17 protein-coding genes are annotated in these 21,133 nt (G+C 71.7%); 8 read left to right on the top strand and 9 right to left on the bottom strand.

Going from position 1 to position 21,133, the window contains the following annotated elements; translation table 11 throughout:
- Positions 1-326: 326 nt before the first annotated feature.
- Entirely contained in the window at positions 327-1,286 is a 960-nt protein-coding gene (locus LGI35_RS17760; protein WP_227294784.1) for a LysR family transcriptional regulator, read from the bottom strand.
- 133 nt (positions 1,287-1,419) lie between these two features.
- Here LGI35_RS17760 and LGI35_RS17755 point away from each other — a divergent pair, with 133 nt between their 5' ends.
- Together LGI35_RS17755 and aroA are read left to right on the top strand one after the other, a co-directional pair.
- A complete protein-coding gene (locus LGI35_RS17755) occupies positions 1,420-2,394 on the top strand; it encodes an EamA family transporter (protein ID WP_227300348.1) in 975 nt (324 codons plus the stop codon).
- Positions 2,381-3,637: a 3-phosphoshikimate 1-carboxyvinyltransferase gene (gene aroA, locus LGI35_RS17750; protein ID WP_227294783.1), complete on the top strand. Its 1,257-nt coding sequence runs from the start codon at positions 2,381-2,383 to the stop codon at positions 3,635-3,637. Before LGI35_RS17755 ends, aroA begins: the two co-directional genes overlap by 14 nt.
- Here aroA and LGI35_RS17745 read toward each other — a convergent pair.
- Both LGI35_RS17745 and LGI35_RS17740 read right to left on the bottom strand, forming a co-directional pair.
- Positions 3,621-4,421: a sugar phosphate isomerase/epimerase family protein gene (locus LGI35_RS17745; RefSeq protein WP_227294782.1), complete on the bottom strand. Its 801-nt coding sequence runs from the start codon at positions 4,419-4,421 to the stop codon at positions 3,621-3,623. The two genes, aroA and LGI35_RS17745, sit on opposite strands and share 17 nt — an antisense overlap.
- 515 nt (positions 4,422-4,936) lie before the next feature.
- Positions 4,937-5,986 (bottom strand): LacI family DNA-binding transcriptional regulator, encoded by a 1,050-nt coding sequence (locus tag LGI35_RS17740; protein ID WP_227294781.1) that lies wholly within the window; start codon positions 5,984-5,986, stop codon positions 4,937-4,939.
- A 166-nt stretch (positions 5,987-6,152) separates the two neighbouring features.
- Here LGI35_RS17740 and LGI35_RS17735 point away from each other — a divergent pair, with 166 nt between their 5' ends.
- Genes LGI35_RS17735 through LGI35_RS17725 form a run of 3 tightly spaced genes read left to right on the top strand, consistent with a single transcriptional unit; the run spans position 6,153 to position 9,288 of the window.
- The gene (locus LGI35_RS17735) at positions 6,153-7,310 is read left to right on the top strand and encodes a Gfo/Idh/MocA family protein (protein WP_227294780.1); all 1,158 of its coding nucleotides are present in this window, start codon (positions 6,153-6,155) and stop codon (positions 7,308-7,310) included.
- The gene (locus LGI35_RS17730; protein WP_227294779.1) at positions 7,307-8,458 is read left to right on the top strand and encodes a dihydrodipicolinate synthase family protein; all 1,152 of its coding nucleotides are present in this window, start codon (positions 7,307-7,309) and stop codon (positions 8,456-8,458) included. Before LGI35_RS17735 ends, LGI35_RS17730 begins: the two co-directional genes overlap by 4 nt.
- A 32-nt stretch (positions 8,459-8,490) precedes the next feature.
- The gene (locus tag LGI35_RS17725; RefSeq protein ID WP_227300346.1) at positions 8,491-9,288 is read left to right on the top strand and encodes a sugar phosphate isomerase/epimerase family protein; all 798 of its coding nucleotides are present in this window, start codon (positions 8,491-8,493) and stop codon (positions 9,286-9,288) included.
- A gap of 47 nt (positions 9,289-9,335) precedes the next feature.
- On the opposite strand, the gene LGI35_RS17720 is transcribed toward LGI35_RS17725, so the two are convergent.
- The 6 genes from LGI35_RS17720 to LGI35_RS17695 form a co-directional block, all read right to left on the bottom strand.
- Positions 9,336-9,800, bottom strand: coding sequence for a DUF937 domain-containing protein (locus LGI35_RS17720; protein WP_227294778.1), 465 nt, complete (start codon positions 9,798-9,800; stop codon positions 9,336-9,338).
- Positions 9,801-10,051: 251 nt separating this feature from the next.
- A complete protein-coding gene (gene rbsD / locus LGI35_RS17715) occupies positions 10,052-10,441 on the bottom strand; it encodes a D-ribose pyranase (protein ID WP_227294777.1) in 390 nt (129 codons plus the stop codon).
- A complete protein-coding gene (locus tag LGI35_RS17710; protein ID WP_227294776.1) occupies positions 10,438-11,337 on the bottom strand; it encodes a ribokinase in 900 nt (299 codons plus the stop codon). Before LGI35_RS17710 ends, rbsD begins: the two co-directional genes overlap by 4 nt.
- Positions 11,338-11,421: 84 nt before the next feature.
- Positions 11,422-13,368 carry an ABC transporter permease/substrate-binding protein gene (locus LGI35_RS17705; RefSeq protein WP_227294775.1) on the bottom strand — a complete coding sequence of 649 codons (1,947 nt, stop codon included), beginning with the start codon at positions 13,366-13,368 and terminating at the stop codon, positions 11,422-11,424.
- The gene (locus LGI35_RS17700) at positions 13,358-14,947 is read right to left on the bottom strand and encodes a sugar ABC transporter ATP-binding protein (protein WP_227294774.1); all 1,590 of its coding nucleotides are present in this window, start codon (positions 14,945-14,947) and stop codon (positions 13,358-13,360) included. The genes LGI35_RS17705 and LGI35_RS17700 overlap by 11 nt, the downstream gene beginning before the upstream one ends.
- The gene (locus LGI35_RS17695) at positions 14,944-15,993 is read right to left on the bottom strand and encodes a LacI family DNA-binding transcriptional regulator (protein ID WP_227294773.1); all 1,050 of its coding nucleotides are present in this window, start codon (positions 15,991-15,993) and stop codon (positions 14,944-14,946) included. Before LGI35_RS17695 ends, LGI35_RS17700 begins: the two co-directional genes overlap by 4 nt.
- Before the next feature lie 247 nt (positions 15,994-16,240).
- Between LGI35_RS17695 and LGI35_RS17690 the strand changes: the two genes are divergently transcribed.
- The 3 genes from LGI35_RS17690 (at position 16,241) to LGI35_RS17680 (ending at position 20,608) form a co-directional block, all read left to right on the top strand.
- The gene (locus LGI35_RS17690) at positions 16,241-16,825 is read left to right on the top strand and encodes a hypothetical protein (protein ID WP_227294772.1); all 585 of its coding nucleotides are present in this window, start codon (positions 16,241-16,243) and stop codon (positions 16,823-16,825) included.
- Between the two features lie 55 nt (positions 16,826-16,880).
- Complete coding sequence (gene recD2 / locus LGI35_RS17685) at positions 16,881-19,184, top strand: SF1B family DNA helicase RecD2 (protein ID WP_227294771.1); 2,304 nt, start codon at positions 16,881-16,883, stop codon at positions 19,182-19,184.
- 134 nt (positions 19,185-19,318) lie between these two features.
- On the top strand, positions 19,319-20,608 hold the full coding sequence (locus tag LGI35_RS17680; RefSeq protein ID WP_116512889.1) for a citrate synthase: 1,290 nt from the start codon (positions 19,319-19,321) through the stop codon (positions 20,606-20,608).
- Positions 20,609-21,133: the final 525 nt, after the last annotated feature.

Below are 21,133 nucleotides of genomic sequence, written 5' to 3'. Positions count from 1 at the left end.
GCGCAGTCGGGGCGGCAGATGGGTCGGGGGAGGGGCCGTCACCGGCGCAAAGGGAGGGGGCGCGCCAGTGACGGCGTGCTGCCGGCCGCAGGCGGTGGAGAGGGTGGTCAGCATTCGCAGCCGGCAGCGAGGCCGACACCGCTCTGCGGAGACTCTCCGGCAGCATGCCGTTCTGACGGAGCGGTACGCGGGCGGGTTCCCCACTTCCCGGGGATCGCCGGAAAGTGGTGCGCCGGTGAATTCAGGGGAGCGGCATCGCTCCTGAGCACCGGTCAGCGAGTCTGGTCCACCTGGTCCACCTGATCGGCCTGATCCGTCTAGCCCGTCTAGCCCGTCCGGCCCGTCTGACCCACCTGATCCGTCTGACCCGCCTGTTCCGGCTCCCGGGTGACCTCGCCCCACCGCTCCCGCAGCGTCCGTACCGCCTCCGCGATGGCCGGCCTGCGCGACGCCCCCGTCCGCCACAGCGCGTACAAGTGCCGTACGGGCATGGGGTCCAGCGGCACGGCGACGGCGCCGTCCGGCAGCGGGCCGCGGCCGAGCCGGGGGATCAGCGCGACGCCGAGCCCGGCCGCGACGAGCGCGGTCAGTGTCGGGTTCTCCTCGGCCTGGTGCCTGATGTCGGGCTCGAAGCCCGCCGCCCGCAGCGTCCGCACCAGCCAGTCGTGGCACACCCGCCCCGGCGGCTGCGACACCCACCGCTCGCCGCCGAGCTCCTCGCGGCGCACCGCGTCGCGTCCCGCGAGCGGATGCCCGGCCGGCACGAGCAGGTCGCACAGGTCGTCCCCGATGGCCGCCTGCTCCACGCCGGCGGGCGCCGGCAGCGGCGCGATGTCCCAGTCGTGCGCGACGGCCAGGTCGACGGCCCCCTTGGCGACCAGATCCACTGACAGATGCGGGTCGACCTCCGTGAGCCGGGCATCCAGCGCGGGATGCCGTACGGCGAGATCCGCGAGGACGGACGGCAGCAGACCGCGCGCCGCCGAGGCGAACGCGGCGATCGTCAGCCGCCCGGCCGGGAGTCCGCGCCGTTCCTCCAGATCGGTCTCGGCACGCTCGACGATGACCATCAAGTCCTGTGCCGTACGGGCGAGTTCGAGGGCCTCGTCGGTCAGGCGGACGCCCCGCCCGTGCCGTTCGAGGAGCACGGTCCTCGTCTCCCGCTCCAGCTTGGAGATCTGCTGCGAGACCGCGGACGGCGTGTATCCGAGCGCCGCCGCGGCGGCCCCGACCGTGCCGTGCACGGAGACGGCGTGCAGCGCGCGCAGCCGCTGGAGATCGAGCATGCCGGCCTCCCGGTGATCCTGGGGCGGAGTCTGGGGCTTTCATTAGCGTTACTGAATTCAACCATGCAGACATTCGCGCTGGTGCTACACGGTCCGGCCCGGTGATCCTCGACGCATGGCTCCTACGCTCCCCATGCGCCCGTCCCACATCGCGCTCGCCGTCCTCGTCACCGCCATCTGGGGCGTCAACTTCGTCGTCATCGAGGTCGGTCTCGACCACTTCCCGCCGCTGCTCTTCTCGGCCCTGCGCTTCCTCGTCGCGGCAGCGCCCGCCGTGTTCTTCGTGGGGCGGCCCAAGGTGGCGTGGGGCGGGTCCTCCCCTGCTCGATCGAAGTGGAGAACTTGGCGATGGGTCGTCGGTGTCGGACTGGCGCTCGGCGTCATGAAGTTCGGCCTGCTCTTCGTCGGCATGAACCAAGGGATGCCCGCCGGGCTCTCCTCCCTCGTCCTGCAGATCCAGGCCGTGTTCACCGCCCTGTTCGCCTTCGTCGCGCTCGGCGAACGGCCCGGCCGGATCCGCCTGGCGGGCATGGTCGTCGCGCTCGCCGGGATCGGCGTCGCCGCCGTTGACGAGGGCACGAGCGGCCCCCTGCTCGGCTTCACGCTCGTCGTCGTGGCCGCCGTCGGCTGGGGCGTCTCGAACGTCCTCACCCGCAAGGCGGCGCCGTCCGCCCCCTTCACCTTCATGGTGTGGGCGTCCGCCGTCCCCGTCCTGCCGCTGCTCGCGCTCTCCCTCGCCTTCGAGGGCTGGGACCGCGACACACAGGCGCTCGCGTCGCTCGACTGGACCGGCGCCGGCATCGTCGCGTTCGTCGCCTGGGTCACCACGCTCTTCGGCTTCGGCGCCTGGAGCTTCCTGCTGCGCAGCCACCCCGCCTCGTCGGTCGCCCCGTTCACGCTGCTCGTCCCGGTGTTCGGGATGTCGTCCGCCGCGCTCTTCCTCGGCGAGAGCGTCAGCCCCCTGCGCTGGTGCGCCGCCGCGCTGCTCGTCGGCGGTGTCGCCCTCTCATCACTCGCGCCCGCTCCCCGGGACCGGGCCGTCCACCGTGTGGACACTCCGGCGCCCGCGCTGCCCGTCGAGGACCATGAAGCGCATGCCAGTCGTTGAGATCCCCGGTTCCAAGTCCGTGACGGCGAGGGCCCTGTTCCTCGCCGCGGCCGCGCAGGGCACCACCACCCTCGTACGCCCCCTCAGCTCCGACGACACCGAGGGCTTCGCCGAAGGACTGCTCCGGCTCGGCTACGGCGTCGAACGCGGCGCGGACGCCTGGCACATCGAGGGCCGCCCGGCGGGCCCCGCCGCCGCGGACGCCGACGTGTACTGCCGGGACGGCGCGACCACCTCCCGCTTCCTGCCCACGCTCACCGCGGCCGCCGCGCACGGCACGTACCGCTTCGACGCCTCTCCCCAGATGCGCCGCCGCCCCCTCGCGCCGCTCACCAGGGCCCTGCGCGACCTGGGCGTGGACCTCCGTCACGAGGAGGCCGAGGGGCATCATCCGCTCACGGTCACGGCGGGCGGGGTCCGGGGCGGCGACGTCACCCTCGACGCGGGTCAGTCCTCCCAGTACCTCACCGCGCTCCTGCTGCTCGGCCCGCTGACCGAGGCCGGCCTGCGCATCACGGTCACCGACCTGGTCTCGGCGCCGTACATCGGGATCACCCTCGCGATGATGCGCAGCTTCGGGGCCGAGGTCCGCCGCGACGGCAGTGTGTTCACGGTCGCGCCCGGCGGCTACCGCGCCACCACCTACGCGATCGAACCCGACGCCTCGACCGCGAGCTATTTCTTCGCGGCGGCGGTCGTCACCGGCGGCGAGGTCACCGTCGAAGGGCTCGGGAAGGACGCGCTCCAGGGTGACCTGGCGTTCGTCGACGTACTGCGGCGCATGGGCGCCGGGGTGACGACGACGGCGGACCGCACCACGGTCACCGCCCCCGGCCCCGCGGGCCTGTCGGGCATCACCGTCAACATGCGGGACATCTCCGACACGATGCCGACCCTCGCCGCGATCGCGCCGTACGCGAGCGGCCCGGTCCGCATCGAGGACGTCCACAACACCCGCGTCAAGGAGTGCGACCGCCTGGACGCCTGCGCGCAGAACCTGCGGGCGCTCGGGGTGACGGTGGCGACGGGACCCGACTGGATCGAGATCCAGCCGGGCACCCCGGCCCCGGCGGAGATCACCACGTACGGGGATCACCGCATCGCGATGTCCTTCGCGGTGACGGGCCTGCGGATCCCGGGCGGCGTCACGTTCGACGACCCCGGGTGCGTGCGGAAGACGTTCCCCGACTTCCATGAGGCGTTCGCGAAGGTCTTCGGACAGCCGTCTACGCCGACTCGTTGAGCAGCCGGGCGAGATGCTCGCGTCCGGCCGTCAGAAGTCCGGGCAGCGGGGCGGCGTCCGGGTACCAGCGCTTCTCGTACTCCCAGCACAGCCAGCCGTCCCAGCCCTCGCGGCCCAGCACGTCCACGACCTCGGTGAGCGGCAGCACGCCCGCGCCCAGGGCGAGCGGCGTCGTGTCGTCGGCGCCCGCGATGTCCTTCACCTGTACGTAGCCCAGGTGCGGGGAGAGCGCCGCGTACGACTGGACGGGCTGCTCGCCGCCGAGCCAGGTGTGCATGACGTCCCACAGGGCGCCGACCTGCCGGTGCCCGACCGTGCCGAGCACGCGCGTCGCGTCGGCTCCGGTGCGGTGCGAGTCGTGGGTCTCCAGGAGGATGCGGACGCCGAGGTCCGCGGCGTACTCGGCGGCGGTGCCCAGGCGCCGGGCGGCCGCGGCGTCGGCCTCGGCGCGGCTCTGCTCCGTTCCGCCGCCCGGGAAGACGCGTACGTAGGGCGCCCCGACGTCGCGGGCGAGTTCGAGGAGTGACCTGATCTCCGCGATCACGGGTTCGTCCTCGCCGGGAGCGGCCACCCGCGCGTATCCGGCGAGCCCGAGGATCTCGACCCCGGCTGCCTTGAACTCGGCGGCGGCGTCGGCCCGTTCGGTGAGTCCGAGCCCCGGGTGGACGGGTTCCTCGGGGTGGGCGCGCAGCTCGACACCGTGATACCCGTGATCGTCGGCGAGCCGGACGACATCGGCGAGGGGAAGCCCGGGAACCCCGAGCGTGGAGAAGGCCAGTTTCATGGCGGGGACGCTACCTGGCCCCGAGCGAGGGTCAAGGGCACGCCCGGGCGCGAGCGCGGCGGCCGGGACGAGGACGGAGCCTCACTCACCTGCGACCGAGGGCCATGCCGCGTGAACCGGCCCGCGCCCCAGGGCCGTGTCTCGCACACCGGTTCGCGTCCGAGGTCCGTGCCTCGCTCGCTCACCGGCCCGCACCCGGGCGCGGTGCCCTGCTGACGGGTTCGCGTCCGAGGGCCGCACCCTGCTCACCGGCCCGCACCGGGCGTGGTGCTCCGCTGACCGGTTCGCGTCCGAGGGCCGCACCCTGCTCACCGGCCCGCACCGGGCGTGGTGCTCCGCTGACCGGTTCGTGTCCGAGGGCCGCACCCTGTTCAACGGGCCGTACCGGGCGTGGCGCCCTGCTGACCGGTTCGTGTCCGAGGGCCGCACCCTGCTCACCGGCCCGCACCGAGCGCGGCGCCCTGCGCACCCGCTGCAGGCCTACGGCCTTCGCGGCACCCCGCACCCGCGGAGGCCTACCCCTTCGACGGCACCCCGGTAGACCCCCGCACCATCAACTCCCCCTGCACCACGGCCATCCCTCCGGCGGGAGCCGCCTCGCGGCCCATGGCGATGCGGCCCGCGCGGGCCCCCGCCTCCGCCAGCGGCAGTCGGACCGTCGTGAGAGCCGGTACCGCGTCCACGCTGAACGGCAGGTCGTCGAAGCCGGCCACCGAGACGTCCCCCGGAATGCTCAGGCCCGCCTCCCGCAGCGCGGCGCACGCGCCGAGCGCCACTGTGTCGTTCGCGGCGACCACGGCTGTCAACGACGGTGCGCGGCGCAGGAGTTCGACCGTCGCCTCGTAACCGGACCGGCGGTCGTACGGGCCGTGCACGGTCCAGTCGGTGTCGTCGGGCACGCCCCGCTCCGCCAGCGCCGCACGGTGCCCTTCGAGGCGGTGGCGGGTCGTCGTCCGCTCCTCGGGGCCGGCGATGTAGCCGATCCTGCGGTGGCCGAGGTCGAGCAGGTGGTCCGTGAGGGCCTTGCCGCCGCCGCGGTTGTCGAAAGCGAGCGCCACCGCGTCCGCGTCCGCCACGGGCGGCCGCCCGCACAGGACGACCCGGGTCCCGGCGTCCGCGAGGCGCCGCAGCTTCCCGGAGATCGCCTTGGCGTGCTCGGGGTCCTCGACGGCGCCGCCCGTGAGGACGACGGCCGCCGCCCGCTGGCGCTGCAGGAGCGTCAGATAGGTGAGTTCGCGCTCGGGCGACCCGCCGGTGTTGCACACGACCGCGAGCCGCTCGCCGCCCGCGCGTCCGCCGGGCCCCACGATCTCGGACTGCACGGCCCCGGCCATGATCCCGAAGAACGGGTCGGCGATGTCGTTCACGAGGATGCCGACCAGGTCGGAGGTGGCGGCGGCCAGGGCGCTGGCCGGCCCGTTCAGCACGTAGTCGAGGTCGTCCACCGCGCGCAGCACCCGCTCGCGCGTGGCCGCGGCCACGGGGTAGTTGCCGTTCAGTACGCGGGACACGGTGGCGGGGGAGACCTGGGCGCGGGCCGCCACGTCCGCCAGGGTCACGGTCATCGCATCATCCTCCGGTCGCCGTCCGGTCCCCCGTCCGGCCTCGCATCCCGTTTCATCAGCCCCCGGTCTTGTCCGACCGGCTGTGCAGAGGCTAGCTTCTTCACGTGTAGAAAGCGCTTGCTACGACGAGCGTGTTCTTCATCGGCGTCTGTACGAAGGGACTCTCGTGACACGCAAGACGGTGCGCATCGCCATGAACGGGGTGACGGGGCGCATGGGCTACCGCCAGCACCTCGTCCGCTCTCTCCTCGCCCTGCGCGAACAGGGCGGCCTCGACCTCGGCGACGGCACGGTGCTGTGGCCGGAGCCGGTCCTCGTCGGCCGCCGTGAGCACGCGCTGCTCGCGCTCGCCGAGCAGCACGGCCTCGACCCGGCGAACGTCTCCACCGACCTCGACGCCGTCCTCGCCGACGACACGATCGACATCTACTTCGACGCACAGGTCACCTCCGCCCGCGAGGAGGCGCTCAAGAAGGCCATCGCCGCCGGAAAGCACCTCTACACGGAGAAGCCCTCGGCGACGAGCCTCGGCGGCGCGCTCGAACTGGCCCGCCTGGCGAAGGCGAAGGGCATCAAGCACGGCGTCGTCCAGGACAAGCTGTTCCTGCCGGGCCTGCTCAAGCTCAAGCGCCTCATCGACGGCGGCTTCTTCGGGCGGATCCTGTCCGTGCGCGGCGAGTTCGGCTACTGGGTTTTCGAGGGCGACTGGCAGGAGGCGCAGCGGCCGAGCTGGAACTACCGGTCGGAGGACGGCGGCGGCATCGTCGTCGACATGTTCCCGCACTGGGAGTACGTGCTCCACGAGCTGTTCGGCCGGGTGACCAGCGTGCAGGCGCTGGCCTCGACGCACATACCGCAGCGCTGGGACGAGGGCGGCAAGCCGTACGACGCGACGGCCGACGACTCGGCGTACGGCATCTTCGAGCTCGACGGCGGCGCCGTCGCGCAGATCAACTCCTCCTGGTCGGTGCGGGTCAACCGGGACGAGCTCGTCGAGTTCCAGGTGGACGGCACCGAGGGTTCCGCCGTCGCCGGGCTGCGCAACTGCCGTGTCCAGCACCGCGCTTCGACCCCGAAGCCTGTATGGAACCCGGACCTGCCGGCCACGTACTCCTTCCGCGACCAGTGGCAGGAGGTCCCCGACAACCAGGAGTTCGACAACGGCTTCAAGGCGCAGTGGGAGCTGTTCCTCAAGCACGTGTACGCCGACGCTCCCTACCGCTGGGACCTGTTCGCGGGTGCCCGCGGGGTGCAGCTCGCCGAGCTCGGCCTGAAGTCGTCGGCCGAGGGCCGCCGCCTGGACGTCCCGGAGATCTCGCTGTGACGATCCGACTCCCCGGCCCCGGCGGTTCGCTGCGTGACTACTCCCCGCGCGCCGAGCCGGCCTCCTTCGCCACGGGCGCGCCGCTCGTCTCGCGGACCGTCTTCTCGGCGGCGCACGTCGTCGCCGACCCGCTCGCCGACGCCGGGCCCGGCGCGGCCGCCGTCGACTGGGACGCGACGCTCGCCTTCCGCCGTCATCTGTGGGCGCACGGCCTGGGCGTCGCCGAGGCCATGGACACCGCCCAGCGCGGCATGGGCCTCGACTGGGCGGGCGCGGCCGAGCTGATCCGGCGCTCGACCGCCGAGGCCAGGTCGGCCGGAGGCGCCGTCGCGTGCGGCGTGGGCACCGACCAACTGACCGGGCCCGCCACACTCGCCGAGGTCCGCGCGGCCTACGAGGAACAGCTCGCGCTCGTGGAGGGGACGGGCGCGCAGGCGATCCTCATGGCCTCGCGGGCCCTGGCGGCCGCGGCGTCCGGACCCGAGGACTACCTCGACGTCTACGGGCACCTGCTGCGCCAGGCGTCCGAGCCCGTCATCCTGCACTGGCTCGGCCCGATGTTCGACCCCGCCCTGGACGGCTACTGGGGTTCGCCGGACCTCGACGCCGCCACCGAGACGTTCCTCGACGTGATCGCCGCGCACCCCGACAAGGTCGACGGCATCAAGGTCTCGCTCCTGGACGCCCGGCGCGAGGTCGAGCTGCGCCGCCGCCTCCCGCGGGGCGTGCGCTGCTACACCGGGGACGACTACAACTACCCCGAGCTGATCGCGGGCGACGAGCAGGGCTTCAGTCACGCGCTCCTCGGCATCTTCGACCCGCTGGGCCCGCTCGCGGCCGAGGCGGTGCGCGTCCTCGACACGGGGGACACCGCCAAGTTCCGTGAACTGCTCGACCCGACGGTCGAGTTGTCCCGGCACCTCTTCGAGAAGCCGACCCGCTTCTACAAGACGGGCGTCGTCCTGCTCGCCTGGCTCGCGGGACACCAGTCCCACTTCACGATGGTCGGCGGCCTCCAGTCCGCCCGCCCGCTCCCGCACCTCGCGCGCGCCTACGAACTCGCCGACGGCCTCGACCTGTTCCCGGACCCCGCCCTTGCGGAGACCCGGATGAAGTCCCTGCTCAGCGTGTACGGAGTCGACCAGTGAGCCACGCCCTCGACCGCTTCTCCATCAACCAGATGACCGTCAAACAGCTCGGCCTCGAAGAACTCGTCGCGGCCTGCGCCGAGTTGGAGGTCCCGGGCGTCGGCCTGTGGCGCGAGCCCGTGCAGGCGTACGGGGTCGAGGCCGCGGCGAAGCTCGTACGGGACGCGGGACTCGCCGTCACCACACTGTGCCGGGGCGGCTTCCTCACCGCGATCGACCCGCAGGCGCGCGTGCGGGCCCTCGACGACAACCGGGCGGCCGTCGACGAGGCCGCCGCCCTCGGCACGGACACCCTCGTCCTGGTCTCCGGCGGCCTCCCCGAAGGCAGCAAGGACCTGCACGGCGCGCGGGAGCGGATCGCCGACGCGCTCGCGGAGCTCGGCCCGTACGCCGCCGGGCGTGGGGTCCGGCTGGCCATCGAGCCGCTGCACCCGATGTTCGCCTCGGACCGCTGCGTCGTGTCGACGCTGGCGCAGGCGCTCGACCTGGCCGAGCGCTTCCCCGCCGAGCAGGTCGGCGTGTGCGTGGACACGTACCACATCTGGTGGGACGACCGGGCGTCCGCGCAGATCGCGCGCGCCGGGGCGGGCGGGCGGCTGCACGCCTTCCAACTGGCCGACTGGACCACACCGTTGCCCGAGGGCGTTCTCAACGGACGGGGGCAGATCGGTGACGGCGCGATCGACATGCGCGCGTGGCGCGGCCTCGTCGAGGACGCCGGGTACGCGGGGCCCATCGAGGTGGAGCTCTTCAACGACGGGCTGTGGGCACGCGACGGGCGCGAGGTGCTCGCGGAGACGGCGGACCGCTTCGTGCGGCACGCCTGCTGAGGCCTTCCGTCAGCGGCCGGCTCTCGGGCAGCGGCTGAGGGCGGCGGCTACAGCGGGCCGCCGCCCGTCTTCTTGCCCCCGGCCCGCTTGGTGAAGACCGTCAGCAGCACCGGGATCAGGAGTTCGACGACCCGCGTGACGGTCGCGGGCGGCAGGCCCGTCTTCCTGGCCACCGCGTTCGCGACCGGGCGGCTCATCTTCGAGAGGATCCCGGACATCAGCCCGCCGGCCGCCAGACCGCCGAGCCCGCCGAACGTGGCCACGCCCTGCAAGGGCTGCTGCTCCTGTGTCTCGGCGAGCGCCTGCCGGACCTCCTCGGCCTGCGCGGGATCGGCCGTGGCCTTCTCCCTGAGCCCTCCGGAGAGCTCGGAGACGGTGGTGCCCACGACGTCCTGCGCACCCGCCGCGTCCGTACCGAGCAGGTCGGCGATCTCGCCGAGCCGGTCGTCGCCGAGCTCGTCGAGTACGTCCTTCTGCAGGGAGGGTTCGGCAGAACCGGTGTTTTCGCTCATGCCGGAAACGCTACGTCTGCCCTAGTGTGTCGGCACCCCGAAAAGATTCCGGGCGGACCGTGCAACCCTTTCCGCGCTTTGCGGGTCGTATGTGGCATCAGGACTTCTGGAGGGGGATCCGGGGGGATCGCGGGGGTTCTGATGGGGAGGGGAAGCGTCAGGGGGTCCGGTCCGCCGACCGGGCCCCCTTTTGCGTGCCTACGAGTTGCGTGCCTACGAGCCAGGCCCGAAACCATGTCCGCAACAGCCGGTCAGAAGAAGACCCCGCAGCGCAGCAGCACATTCGCGTACGGCCGCGCCTCTCCCGTACGGACGACGAGCCGCGCGCCCCGCGAAAGCTCCTTCAGGTCCTCGTGCGGGACGAAGGCGAGCGCGGGAAGGCGCTGCGCGAGCAGCCCCGCGGCCTCGGGGTTCGCGGCCCGGATCTCCGTGGCGGCCGTCCCGCCCTCCACCACCAGCTCGTCCAGGAGTCCGTCGACGACCTCGGCGAACGACGGGACACCGGCCCGGAACGCCAGGTCCACGACCCGCGGCCCCGCCGGGATCGGCATGCCCGCGTCGCACACGAGCACGCCGTCGCCATGGCCCAGCTCGGCGAGCGCGCCGGCCAGGTGGCGGTTGAGTATTCCGGCCTTCCTCACAGCGCCGCGACCTCGGCCGTCGTCGGGTAGGACGCCTGGGCGCCCTCCTTCGTGACCGCCGCCGCGCCGACGCGGGCCGCGAAGGCCGCCGCGTCCGCGAGGCTCTCGCCCGCGCCGAGCCGCCACGCCAGGGCCGCCGTGAAGGCGTCCCCCGCACCGGTCGTGTCCACGGCCGTGACCTTGACGGACGGCACACGGCGCGTCCCCGTGCCGTCGGCCACCAGCGCGCCCTCGGCGCCCAGCGTGATCACGACGGAGCGCGGCCCGAGGGCGAGCAGCGCCTGCGCCCAGTCCTCGGGCTCACCGGTGACGTCCGCGCCGAGCACGACCCGCGCCTCGTGCTCGTTGACGATGAGCGGGTCGCAGGCCGCGAGGACCTCGGCGGGCAGGGGAGCGGGCGGGGACGGGTTGAGGACGAACCGGCTGCCCGGCGCCAGGGCCCGTACGACCTCGGCGACCGTGTCGAGCGGGATCTCCAGCTGCGTCGACACCACCGGCGAGGCCTGGAAGAGCGCGCCGGCGGCCTTGACGTCCTGCGGGGTGAGCCGGGCATTGGCACCCGGTGCCACCACGATGCTGTTGTCCCCGGACGGGTCCACCGTGATCAGGGCGACCCCGGTGGGCGCCCCGCCGACGAGGACGCCGACCGGGTCGACGCCCGCCGACCTCATCGAGTCGAGCAGCAGCCGCCCGTGCCCGTCGTCGCCGACCCGCGCGAGCAGCGCCGTACGGGCCCCGAGGCGCGCGGCGGCGACGGCCTGGTTGGCGCCCTTGCCGCCCGGGTGGACGGCCAGGTCCGAGCCGAGGACCGTCTCCCCGGCGCCCGGGCGGCGCTCGACGACGGTCACCAGGTCGGCGTTGGCCGACCCCACCACCAACAGGTCGTAGTCGTGCATCGCTGTCACTTTCTCCGTTCTCTGGACGGGCGTTCTCGACGGGCCGGTCGGGCGCCCGGGTCGGTCACTCGAAACCCATGAGGGCTACTTGAAGCTCGCGACGTTCTTCGAGGTGACGACCTTCACCGGCACCTTCACCATCTCCGCGACCTTCTTGTCCTTCGCCGCCCTGACCGCGTTCTGCACGGCGATCCGGCCGAGCTCCTTCGGCTGCTGCGCGACGGACGCGTACAGCGTGCCCGCCTCGACGGCCTTGAGGCCGTCCGGCGTGCCGTCGAAGCCGACGACGGCCACGGACTTGCCGGCCTTGGAGCCGAGCGCCTTGATCGCGCCGAGCGCCATCTCGTCGTTCTCGGCGAAGACACCGTCGACGCCCGCGTTGGCCTGGAGCATGTTGGTCATGACGTCGAGGCCCTTGGTGCGGTCGAAGTCCGCGGGCTGCTTGGCGACGACCTTGATGCCGGGGTACGCCTTGATGCCCTCGGCGAAGCCCTGCCCGCGCTCCCGGCTGGCGGAGGTGCCGGCCGTGCCCTGGAGGATCACGATCTTTCCGCTGCCGCCGAGCTTGTCGGCGAGCGTCTTCGCCGCCTGCCGGCCGCCCGCGACGTTGTCGGAGGCGACGAGCGTGGCCGTCTTCGCCTTGTTGACGCCGCGGTCGGCGGCGACGACGGGGATGTCCGCCTTGTTGGCGCCGCGCACGGCCGGGCCGACCGCGTCGGAGTCGACGGGGTTCACGATGACCGAGCTCATGCCCTCACTGGTGAAGTTCTGGAGCTGGTTGGCCTGCTGGGAAGCGTCGTTCTGGGCGTCCGTGACCGTGAGCTTGACGCCCTCCTTCTTCGCCTCGGCCTGCGCGCCCGCCTTCATCTGCACGAAGAAGGGGTTGTTCAGCGTCGAGACGGACAGGCCGAGCTTGGTCGACGTACCCGAAGAGCCCTTGTTCCACAGGGAGATGCCGCCGATGATCGCCGCGGCGACGACGGCCGCGATCACGTACTGGGCGGCCTGTCTGCCCTTGAAGCCGCCCGGCCCGGACGTGGCGCCGGCGGCCGTCGGGGTCGCGCCCGCCTTGCGGCGCACGGTGTCGAGGAGCACGGCGAGCGCGATGACGACGCCGATGACGACCTGCTGCCAGAACGCCGACACGGACAGGAGGTTGAGGCCGTTCCTGAGCACCGCGAGGATCAGCGCGCCGATGAACGTGCCCGACGCCTTGCCGACGCCGCCGGACAGCGAGGCGCCGCCGATGACGACCGCGGCGATGGCGTCCAGCTCGTAGCCCTGCGCGGCCTGCGGCTGCGCGGAGGTCAGACGCGAGGCGAGGACGATGCCCGCGACGGCGGCGAACAGGCCCGACAGGGCGTAGATGACGACCTTCTGCCGCTTGACGCGCAGACCCGACAGGCGCGCCGCCTCTTCGTTGCCGCCGATCGCGAACATGGACCGGCCGATGAACGTACGGCCCAGGATCAGCGCCGTGATCAGCCCCATGACGACCATCACGAGCACCGGCACCGGCAGCCAGCCGCCGAGCGTGTCACCGATCCGCGAGACGGACTGGGGGAACGGGATCGGGCTGCCCTGCGAGATGACGAGCGACAGACCACGCCCCACCGACAGCATCGCGAGCGTCGCGATGAACGGCGGGAGCTTGCCGTACGAGATCAGCGCGCCGTTGACGAATCCACAGGCGACACCGGTGACGACGGCGAGGATCACGGCGATCCACACCGGGACGCCCTCGCTGGTCGCGGCCCACGCGAGGACCGTCGCCGACAGAGCGGCCACGGAGCCGACCGACAGGTCGATACCCGCCGAGACGATGACGAAGGTGACGCCGAACGCGAGGATCGCGGTCACGGCGGCCTGCACGCCGACGTTGAGCAGGTTCTGCGTGGTCAGGAAGTCGCCGGACAGCAGCGACATCGCTATCACCAGGACGACCAGGGCGCTCAGCGCGCCGTTGTCGAGCAGGACGCGGCGCAGGCCACCCGCGCCGGCCGTGCTGCTCTTGAGCGTGTCAGTGGCCACGGGAGCCCTCCACTTCATTGTGTACGGGGGTGGTTGCCGGGGAAGCGGCGGTGCTGACGGCGAGCGCCATCACGGAGTCCTGGGTCGCCTCGCCGGCCGCGAGTTCGCCCGCGATCCGGCCCTGCGCCATGACGAGGACCCGGTCGCTCATCCCGAGGACCTCCGGCAGATCGCTGGAGATCATCAGGACGGCGTGCCCGGCCGCGGTGAGTTCGTTGACGAGCTGGTAGATCTCGACCTTCGCGCCGACGTCGATGCCGCGCGTCGGCTCGTCGAGGATGAGGACCTTGATGTCGGCGAGCAGCCACTTGCCGATGACGACCTTCTGCTGGTTGCCGCCGGACAGGGTCCGCACATGCTGGCCGAGTCCGGCCATGCGCACGCCGAGCTGCTCGGCCATGCGCGCGGCCGCGACGCGCTGGGACCTGCGGTCCACGAGGCCCGCGCGGGTCGCCGAACGCAGCGTGACCAGGCCCAGGTTCTCCTCGACGGACGCGTCCAGGAGGAGGCCCTGCCCCTTGCGGTCCTCGGGCACGAGCCCGACGCCGGCGGCCATCGCCGCGTTCACGTCGTGCCGCGGCAGGCGCGCGCCCGCTACCTCGACGGTGCCCTTGTCGTACGGGTCGGCGCCGAAGACGGCACGCACGACCTCGGTACGGCCCGCGCCCACGAGGCCCGCGATGCCGACGACCTCGCCGGCCCGCACCTCGAAGTGCACGTCGTGGAAGACACCGTCACGGGTCAGCCCCTCGACCCGCAGCAACGGAGCCTCCGTCGCGTCGAGTTCGGGCCGCTCGCGCGGGTACTGCTGCTCGATGCTGCGGCCCACCATGAGCCGTACGAGCTCGGCCTCGGGGGTCGACGCGGGGACCTGGCCGACGCTCTTGCCGTCGCGGATGACCGTGACGCGGTCGCCCAGCGCGGCGATCTCCTCCAGGTGGTGGGTGATGAAGACGACGCCGACACCGTCCTCGCGCAGCGCGCGCACGATCCCGAAGAGCTTGTCCACCTCCTCCGAGGTGAGCACGGCCGTCGGCTCGTCCATGATCAGGACGCGCGCGTCCAGGCTCAGGGCCTTCGCGATCTCGACCATCTGGAGCCGGGCGATGCCCAGTTCGCGCACCCGGGTCCGGGGCGACACCGTCAGGCCGACGCGCCGCAGCAGCTCCTCGGCGTCGGCCTCCATCTTCTTGCGGTCGATCATCCCGAGGCGGCGCGGCTGGCGGCCCAGGAAGATGTTCTCGGCGACCGTCAGATCGGGGACGAGGTTGAACTCCTGGTAGATGGTGGCGATCCCGAGGCGCTCGGCGTCCTGCGCCCCGTGGATACGGGCCTCCCGGCCGTCGACGACGATCCGGCCCGCGTCGGGCCGGTAGGCGCCGGAGAGCATCTTGATGAGGGTGCTCTTGCCCGCTCCGTTCTCGCCGAGCAGCACGTGCACCTCGCCGCGGCGCAGATCGAAGTCGACGCTGTCGAGCGCGACGACGCCGGGGAACGTCTTGCGTATCCCCTCGATGCGCAGCAGCTCGTCGGGCGGCCCGGCCGGCTCCTGGGCCTGCCGCTCTTCCGGGTTGCTCACGGGTTCCTCCTCGTTGAGGTCGTGGCGGTGGGGGTGTCTGCGGGGGCCGGGCTCTCCGTCTCGCCGCAGGACCGGCGGACGACCAGGCGCGCCGGCAGCGTCACCGACTGCGGGGGCCTGCCCTCGATGCGGTCGATCAGGGCCCGTACGGCGGCCCGGCCGAGGTCCTTGGTCGGCTGGGCGATCGCCGTGACCGGCGGGTCGGTGTGCACGAACCAGGGGATGTCGTCGAAGGCCGCGAGCCCGATGTCGTACGGGACGCGCAGCCCGGCGGCCCTGATCGCGTCGAGCGCGCCGAGCGCCATCAGGTTGTCGGCGGCGAACACGACCTCGGGCGGCTCGGACAGGGCGAGGAAGCGCTCCGTCGCGCGCCGGCCGCTGTCCGCCTGGAAGTCGCCCTGCCCTATGTAGGCGTCCGGCAGCGCGATCCCGTACGCGGCGAGCGCCTCGCGGAACGCCTCGACGCGCTCGCTGCCGGTCGTGGTGGCGGCGGGCCCCGCGATGATGGCGAGGCGGCGGTGGCCGAGGGCGTGCAGATGGGCCACGAGGTCGCGCACGGCGGCGCGCCCGTCGGAGCGGACCACCGGCACGTCCACGCCCGGGATCCAGCGGTCGACGAAGACCATCGGGGTACCGGCGCGCGCGGCTTCCAGCATCAGCGGCGAGCCGCCGTCGGTGGGGGAGACCAGGAGGCCGTCGATGCGCCGGTCGACGAGGGTGCGTACGTGGTGGTCCTGGATGTCGGGCTGTTCGTCGGCGTTCCCGATGATCACGCTGTAGCCCAGCGCGCGCGCCTCCTCCTCGACGGAGCGGGCCAGCTCGGTGAAGTACGGGTTGAGCACGTCGCTGATGACCAGGCCGAGCGTGCGGGTCTGGGCGGTGCGCAGGGAGCGCGCCACGGCGTTCGGGCGGTAGCCGAGCGAGTCGACCGCGCCGAGCACGCGGGCGCGCGCGTCCGGGCTCACGGACGGGTGGCTGTTCAGCACCCGCGAGACCGTGGCGACGGAGACACCCGCTGCCGCGGCGACGTCCTTGATGCTCGCCATCGCAGGACCACCTCCTTGTGGCTGCTTGGTCCGGAACGGATCCGAAACCTGGTCCGACACCTCGTGGAATCGATTACACGAAGGATTGGAATCGATTACACGGGCTGTTGGCAACCCCCGTTCCGCTTGTCGAGACCGGATCGTGATGTACGCGGCCCTCATGGACCGGTGCCGGACGGCCGTGTCGGCGGTGCGTGAGACGCTGGCGGAGTCAGCCACGGAACCCGCACGGAAGGGGCACACGCCCGTGAATCACGCACAGCTCACCGCGCTCGGCCGGGCGCTGCGCCTCCTCGGCGAGCACGGCGAGGGCCTCAGCACCGACACACCCGACAGCAAGCTGCACGAGATGCGCGCGGACGTGAAGCGCGCGCTCGACCTCATCGAGGACTCCGTCACGGGCGACCCGCCCACCACGCGCTGCCCGGAGCACCCGACGGGCCCGGTCGACGAGAACGCTCAGGACCTGTGCCTGCTCTGCGAGACCCGCCGCCGCGTCGCCCGCCGCTCCGAGATCAACGGCACGTATCCCACGCGACCCCGGCAGGGCGAGAGCGCGGACGCCCCGGCGATGTCGCGGTACGGCGTCCGGGAGGACCGCCCGCAGCCCCAGCAGCGCTGGCTCCCCGAGAAGTGGAACGGACAGGTGTGGCAGCTGTGCGGCACCCCGCGGCACGACCGCAGGGAGGCCGAGCACTATCTCGCGGCCCAGCGCAGGGAGCCCCGCGCGGCCTCGGCGTACCGCCTGGTCCACGCGTTCACGGACTACGAGGTGGTGCGGGTCTGGGGCACGCCCGTCAAGGTGGACATCGAACCCATGGGCGGCCTGTAGTCCGTAACCCGGGCACCGCTCCCCGGGTGTCCGACCCCACCGGTACGGTCGCCTCATGCCGAACCCGGGGATGGCGGTGCTCGAGGGGGTCCTCGAGCGGATCACGTACGCCAACGAGGAGAGTGGGTACACGGTCGCCCGCGTCGACGCCGGCCGCGGCGGCGGTGACCTGCTCACCGTCGTCGGCGCGCTGCTCGGCGCGCAGGCCGGCGAGTCGCTGCGCATGGAGGGCCGCTGGGGCTCCCACCCGCAGTACGGCAAGCAGTTCACCGTGGAGAACTACACGACGGTCCTGCCCGCCACCATCCAGGGCATCCGCCGCTATCTCGGATCCGGCCTGGTCAAGGGCATCGGCCCGGTCTTCGCCGACCGGATCACCCGTCACTTCGGCCTGGACACCCTCGACATCATCGAGCAGGAGCCGGGCCGTCTGATCGAGGTGCCGGGCCTCGGCCCCAAGCGCACGAAGAAGATCGCCGACGCCTGGGAGGAGCAGAAGGCCATCAAGGAAGTGATGGTCTTCCTCCAGAGCGTGGAGGTGTCCACGTCGATCGCGGTGCGTATCTACAAGAAGTACGGCGACGCGTCGATCTCCGTGGTCAAGAACCAGCCCTACCGGCTCGCGTCCGACGTCTGGGGCATCGGCTTCCTCACCGCCGACCGCATCGCGCAGTCCGTGGGCATCCCGCACGACAGCCCCGAGCGCGTCAAGGCGGGCCTGCAGTACGCCCTTTCGCAGTCCACCGACCAGGGCCACTGCTTCCTGCCGGAGGAACAGCTGATCTCCGACGCGGTCAAGCTCCTCCAGGTCGACACGGGCCTGGTCATCGAGTGCCTGGGCGAACTCGCGGGCGAGGAGGAGGGTGTCGTACGGGAGCGGGTGCCGGGACCGGACGGCGGGGAGGAGCTGGTGACGGCGGTCTATCTCGTCCCCTTCCACCGCGCCGAACTGTCCCTGTCCGCCCAGCTGTTGCGCCTCCTGCGCACGGACGAGGACCGGATGCCGGCGTTCCGGGACGTCGCGTGGGACAAGGCCCTGACTTGGCTCGCGGGGCGCACGGGGGCCGAGCTCGCGCCCGAGCAGGAGGAGGCGGTGAAGCTCGCGCTGACGAAGAAGGTCGCCGTCCTCACCGGAGGGCCCGGCTGCGGCAAGTCCTTCACGGTCCGCTCGATCGTCGAACTGGCCCGCGCCAAGCGGGCGAAGGTGGTCCTCGCCGCCCCCACGGGCCGCGCCGCCAAGCGCCTGGCCGAGCTGACCGGCGCCGAGGCGTCCACGGTCCACCGCCTGCTCGAACTCAAGCCGGGCGGTGACGCGGCCTACGACCGGGACCGGCCGCTCGACGCCGACCTCGTCGTGGTCGACGAGGCGTCGATGCTCGACCTCCTGCTGGCCAACAAGCTGGCCAAGGCCGTGCCGCCGGGCGCCCATCTGCTCTTCGTGGGCGACGTCGACCAGCTGCCGAGCGTCGGCGCCGGCGAGGTGCTGCGGGACCTGCTCGGCGAGGGCGGCCCGGTCCCCGCGGTCCGCCTCACCCGCATCTTCCGCCAGGCGCAGGAGTCCGGCGTCGTCACGAACGCGCACCGCATCAACGGGGGTCAGCATCCGCTCACCCAGGGCCTCAAGGACTTCTTCCTGTTCGTGGAGGAGGACACGGAGGAGGCGGGCCGACTCACCGTCGATGTCGCCGCCCGCCGCATCCCCGCCAAGTTCGGCCTCGACCCGCGGCGCGACGTCCAGGTTCTCGCCCCGATGCACCGCGGCCCGGCCGGCGCCGGCACCCTCAACGGCCTGCTCCAGCAAGCCGTCACGCCCGCCCGCCCCGACCTCCCCGAGAAGCGCTTCGGCGGCCGGGTCTTCCGCGTGGGCGACAAAGTCACCCAGATCAGGAACAACTACGAGAAGGGGGAGAACGGCGTGTTCAACGGCACCGTCGGCGTCGTCACCTCCCTCGACGTGGACGAGCAGCGGCTGACCGTACTCACCGACGAGGACGAGGAAGTCGTATACGAATTCGATGAGCTGGACGAGCTGGCTCACGCGTACGCCGTGACGATCCACCGCTCCCAGGGAAGTGAGTATCCGTGCGTCGTGATCCCGGTCACGACCGGTGCCTGGATGATGCTGCAGAGGAACCTTCTCTATACGGCGGTCACGCGGGCCAAGAAGCTGGTGGTGCTCGTCGGTTCACGCAAGGCGCTCGGTCAGGCGGTGCGCACGGTCTCCGCGGGAAGGCGTTGTACGGCACTCCGATTCCGGCTCTCCGGGGGCACATCCTTCGGTTTGGTAACTTTCGATCGATCAAATGAGTCGGAAACGTCACACGGGCTTTCCGCAAGAGGGGCGAAGGGGGCAGGATGAGCAGGTTCGCGGCACTCAGTGCCGCGAATAGGCCCAATGGTCGACCCCGAGTGCACTCTGCTGGGCCAAGTGGGGGATGGTAGAGAACAGTCAGGGCACCTCGAAGAAGAGGCACTACGTCGGTGAGGGATGACGTGAGCGACAACTCTGTAGTACTGCGGTACGGCGATGGCGAGTACACCTACCCGGTGATCGACAGCACCGTCGGTGACAAGGGCTTCGACATCGGGAAGCTCCGGGCCCAGACCGGTCTGGTGACCCTCGACAGCGGATACGGCAACACCGCCGCCTATAAATCCGCGATCACCTATCTCGACGGTGAGCAGGGCATCCTCCGGTACCGCGGCTACCCGATCGAGCAGCTGGCCGAGCGTTCCACCTTCACCGAGGTGGCCTACCTGCTGATCAACGGCGAGCTTCCGACCGTCGACGAGCTCTCCACTTTCAAGAACGAGATCACCGGGCACACGCTGCTCCACGAGGACGTCAAGCGCTTCTTCGACGGCTTCCCGCGTGACGCCCACCCGATGGCCATGCTGTCCTCCGTGGTCAGCGCGCTGTCGACGTTCTACCAGGACAGCCACAACCCGTTCGACGAGCAGCAGCGCCACCTGTCGACGATCCGGCTGCTCGCCAAGCTGCCGACCATCGCGGCGTACGCGTACAAGAAGTCGATCGGCCACCCGTTCGTCTACCCGCGCAACGACCTCGGCTACGTCGAGAACTTCCTGCGCATGACGTTCTCCGTGCCGGCGCAGGAGTACGACCTCGACCCGGTCGTCGTCTCCGCGCTCGACAAGCTGCTCATCCTGCACGCGGACCACGAGCAGAACTGTTCGACGTCCACCGTGCGTCTGGTCGGCTCCTCGCAGGCGAACATGTTCGCCTCGATCTCCGCCGGTATCTCCGCCCTGTGGGGCCCGCTGCACGGCGGCGCCAACCAGTCCGTCCTGGAGATGCTCGAGGGCATCCAGGCCAACGGCGGCGATGTCGACTCCTTCATCCGCAAGGTGAAGAACAAGGAGGACGGCGTCCGCCTGATGGGCTTCGGCCACCGGGTGTACAAGTCCTTCGACCCGCGCGCCAAGATCATCAAGGCCGCGGCGCACGATGTCCTCTCGGCCCTCGGCAAGTCCGACGAGCTGCTCGACATCGCGCTCAAGCTGGAGGAGCACGCGCTCTCCGACGAGTACTTCGTCTCGCGCAACCTCTACCCGAACGTCGACTTCTACACGGGCCTCATCTACCGGGCCATGGGCTTCCCGACCGAGATGTTCACGGTCCTGTTCGCCCTCGGCCGCCTGCCGGGCTGGATCGCCCAGTGGCACGAGATGATCAAGGAGCCGGGATCGCGCATCGGCCGCCCGCGCCAGATCTACACCGGCGAGGTCCTGCGTGACTTCGTCCCCGTCGAGGCTCGCTGATCCTCGGCCGGAGGTCCGGGGGGCGTCCCCCGGACCGGCACAGTACCGGCGAGGTCCCGCGTGACTTCGTCGCTGCCGAGGCCCGCTGAGGCCTCGCGCCGTGCACCCCGCGCTGCGTGACCGCACACCATGCAGGGCACCCCCCGCGTCGAGCGGGAGCAGAAGTGAAGAGAAAGCGGAAAGCGCCCCGCTGCCAGTCCCCCCACGGGCCGGCAGTCGGGGCGCTTTCCTTTTTCCCGGTGCGGATTCCCCCCACGGGATCCGTCCGGGCGTCTACGGTGCCGTCTGCCGGGACCCGTACACGGGAGGGCCGCTCAAGCTCTCCGTGGCACGTGTCCCGGCCAACGCGGTCGGGTCCGTCCCCCAAGACGGCCCCGGTCAACACAGAAACGCCCCCCAAGACGTTCCTGCATCGCCTCCTTAGACTCACGAGAACCTCAAATGGTTACGTTCAGATCTCTGTGATCTGCGTCTCCTGCATATGTCCTGATCGTGCGCAAGAGACCCCATATGTAGATCGAGGTT

The organism is Streptomyces longhuiensis (genome assembly GCF_020616555.1).
In the GTDB taxonomy this organism is placed as follows: Bacteria; Actinomycetota; Actinomycetes; order Streptomycetales; family Streptomycetaceae; genus Streptomyces; species Streptomyces longhuiensis.
This window is presented reverse-complemented; position numbering and strand designations above follow the sequence as displayed.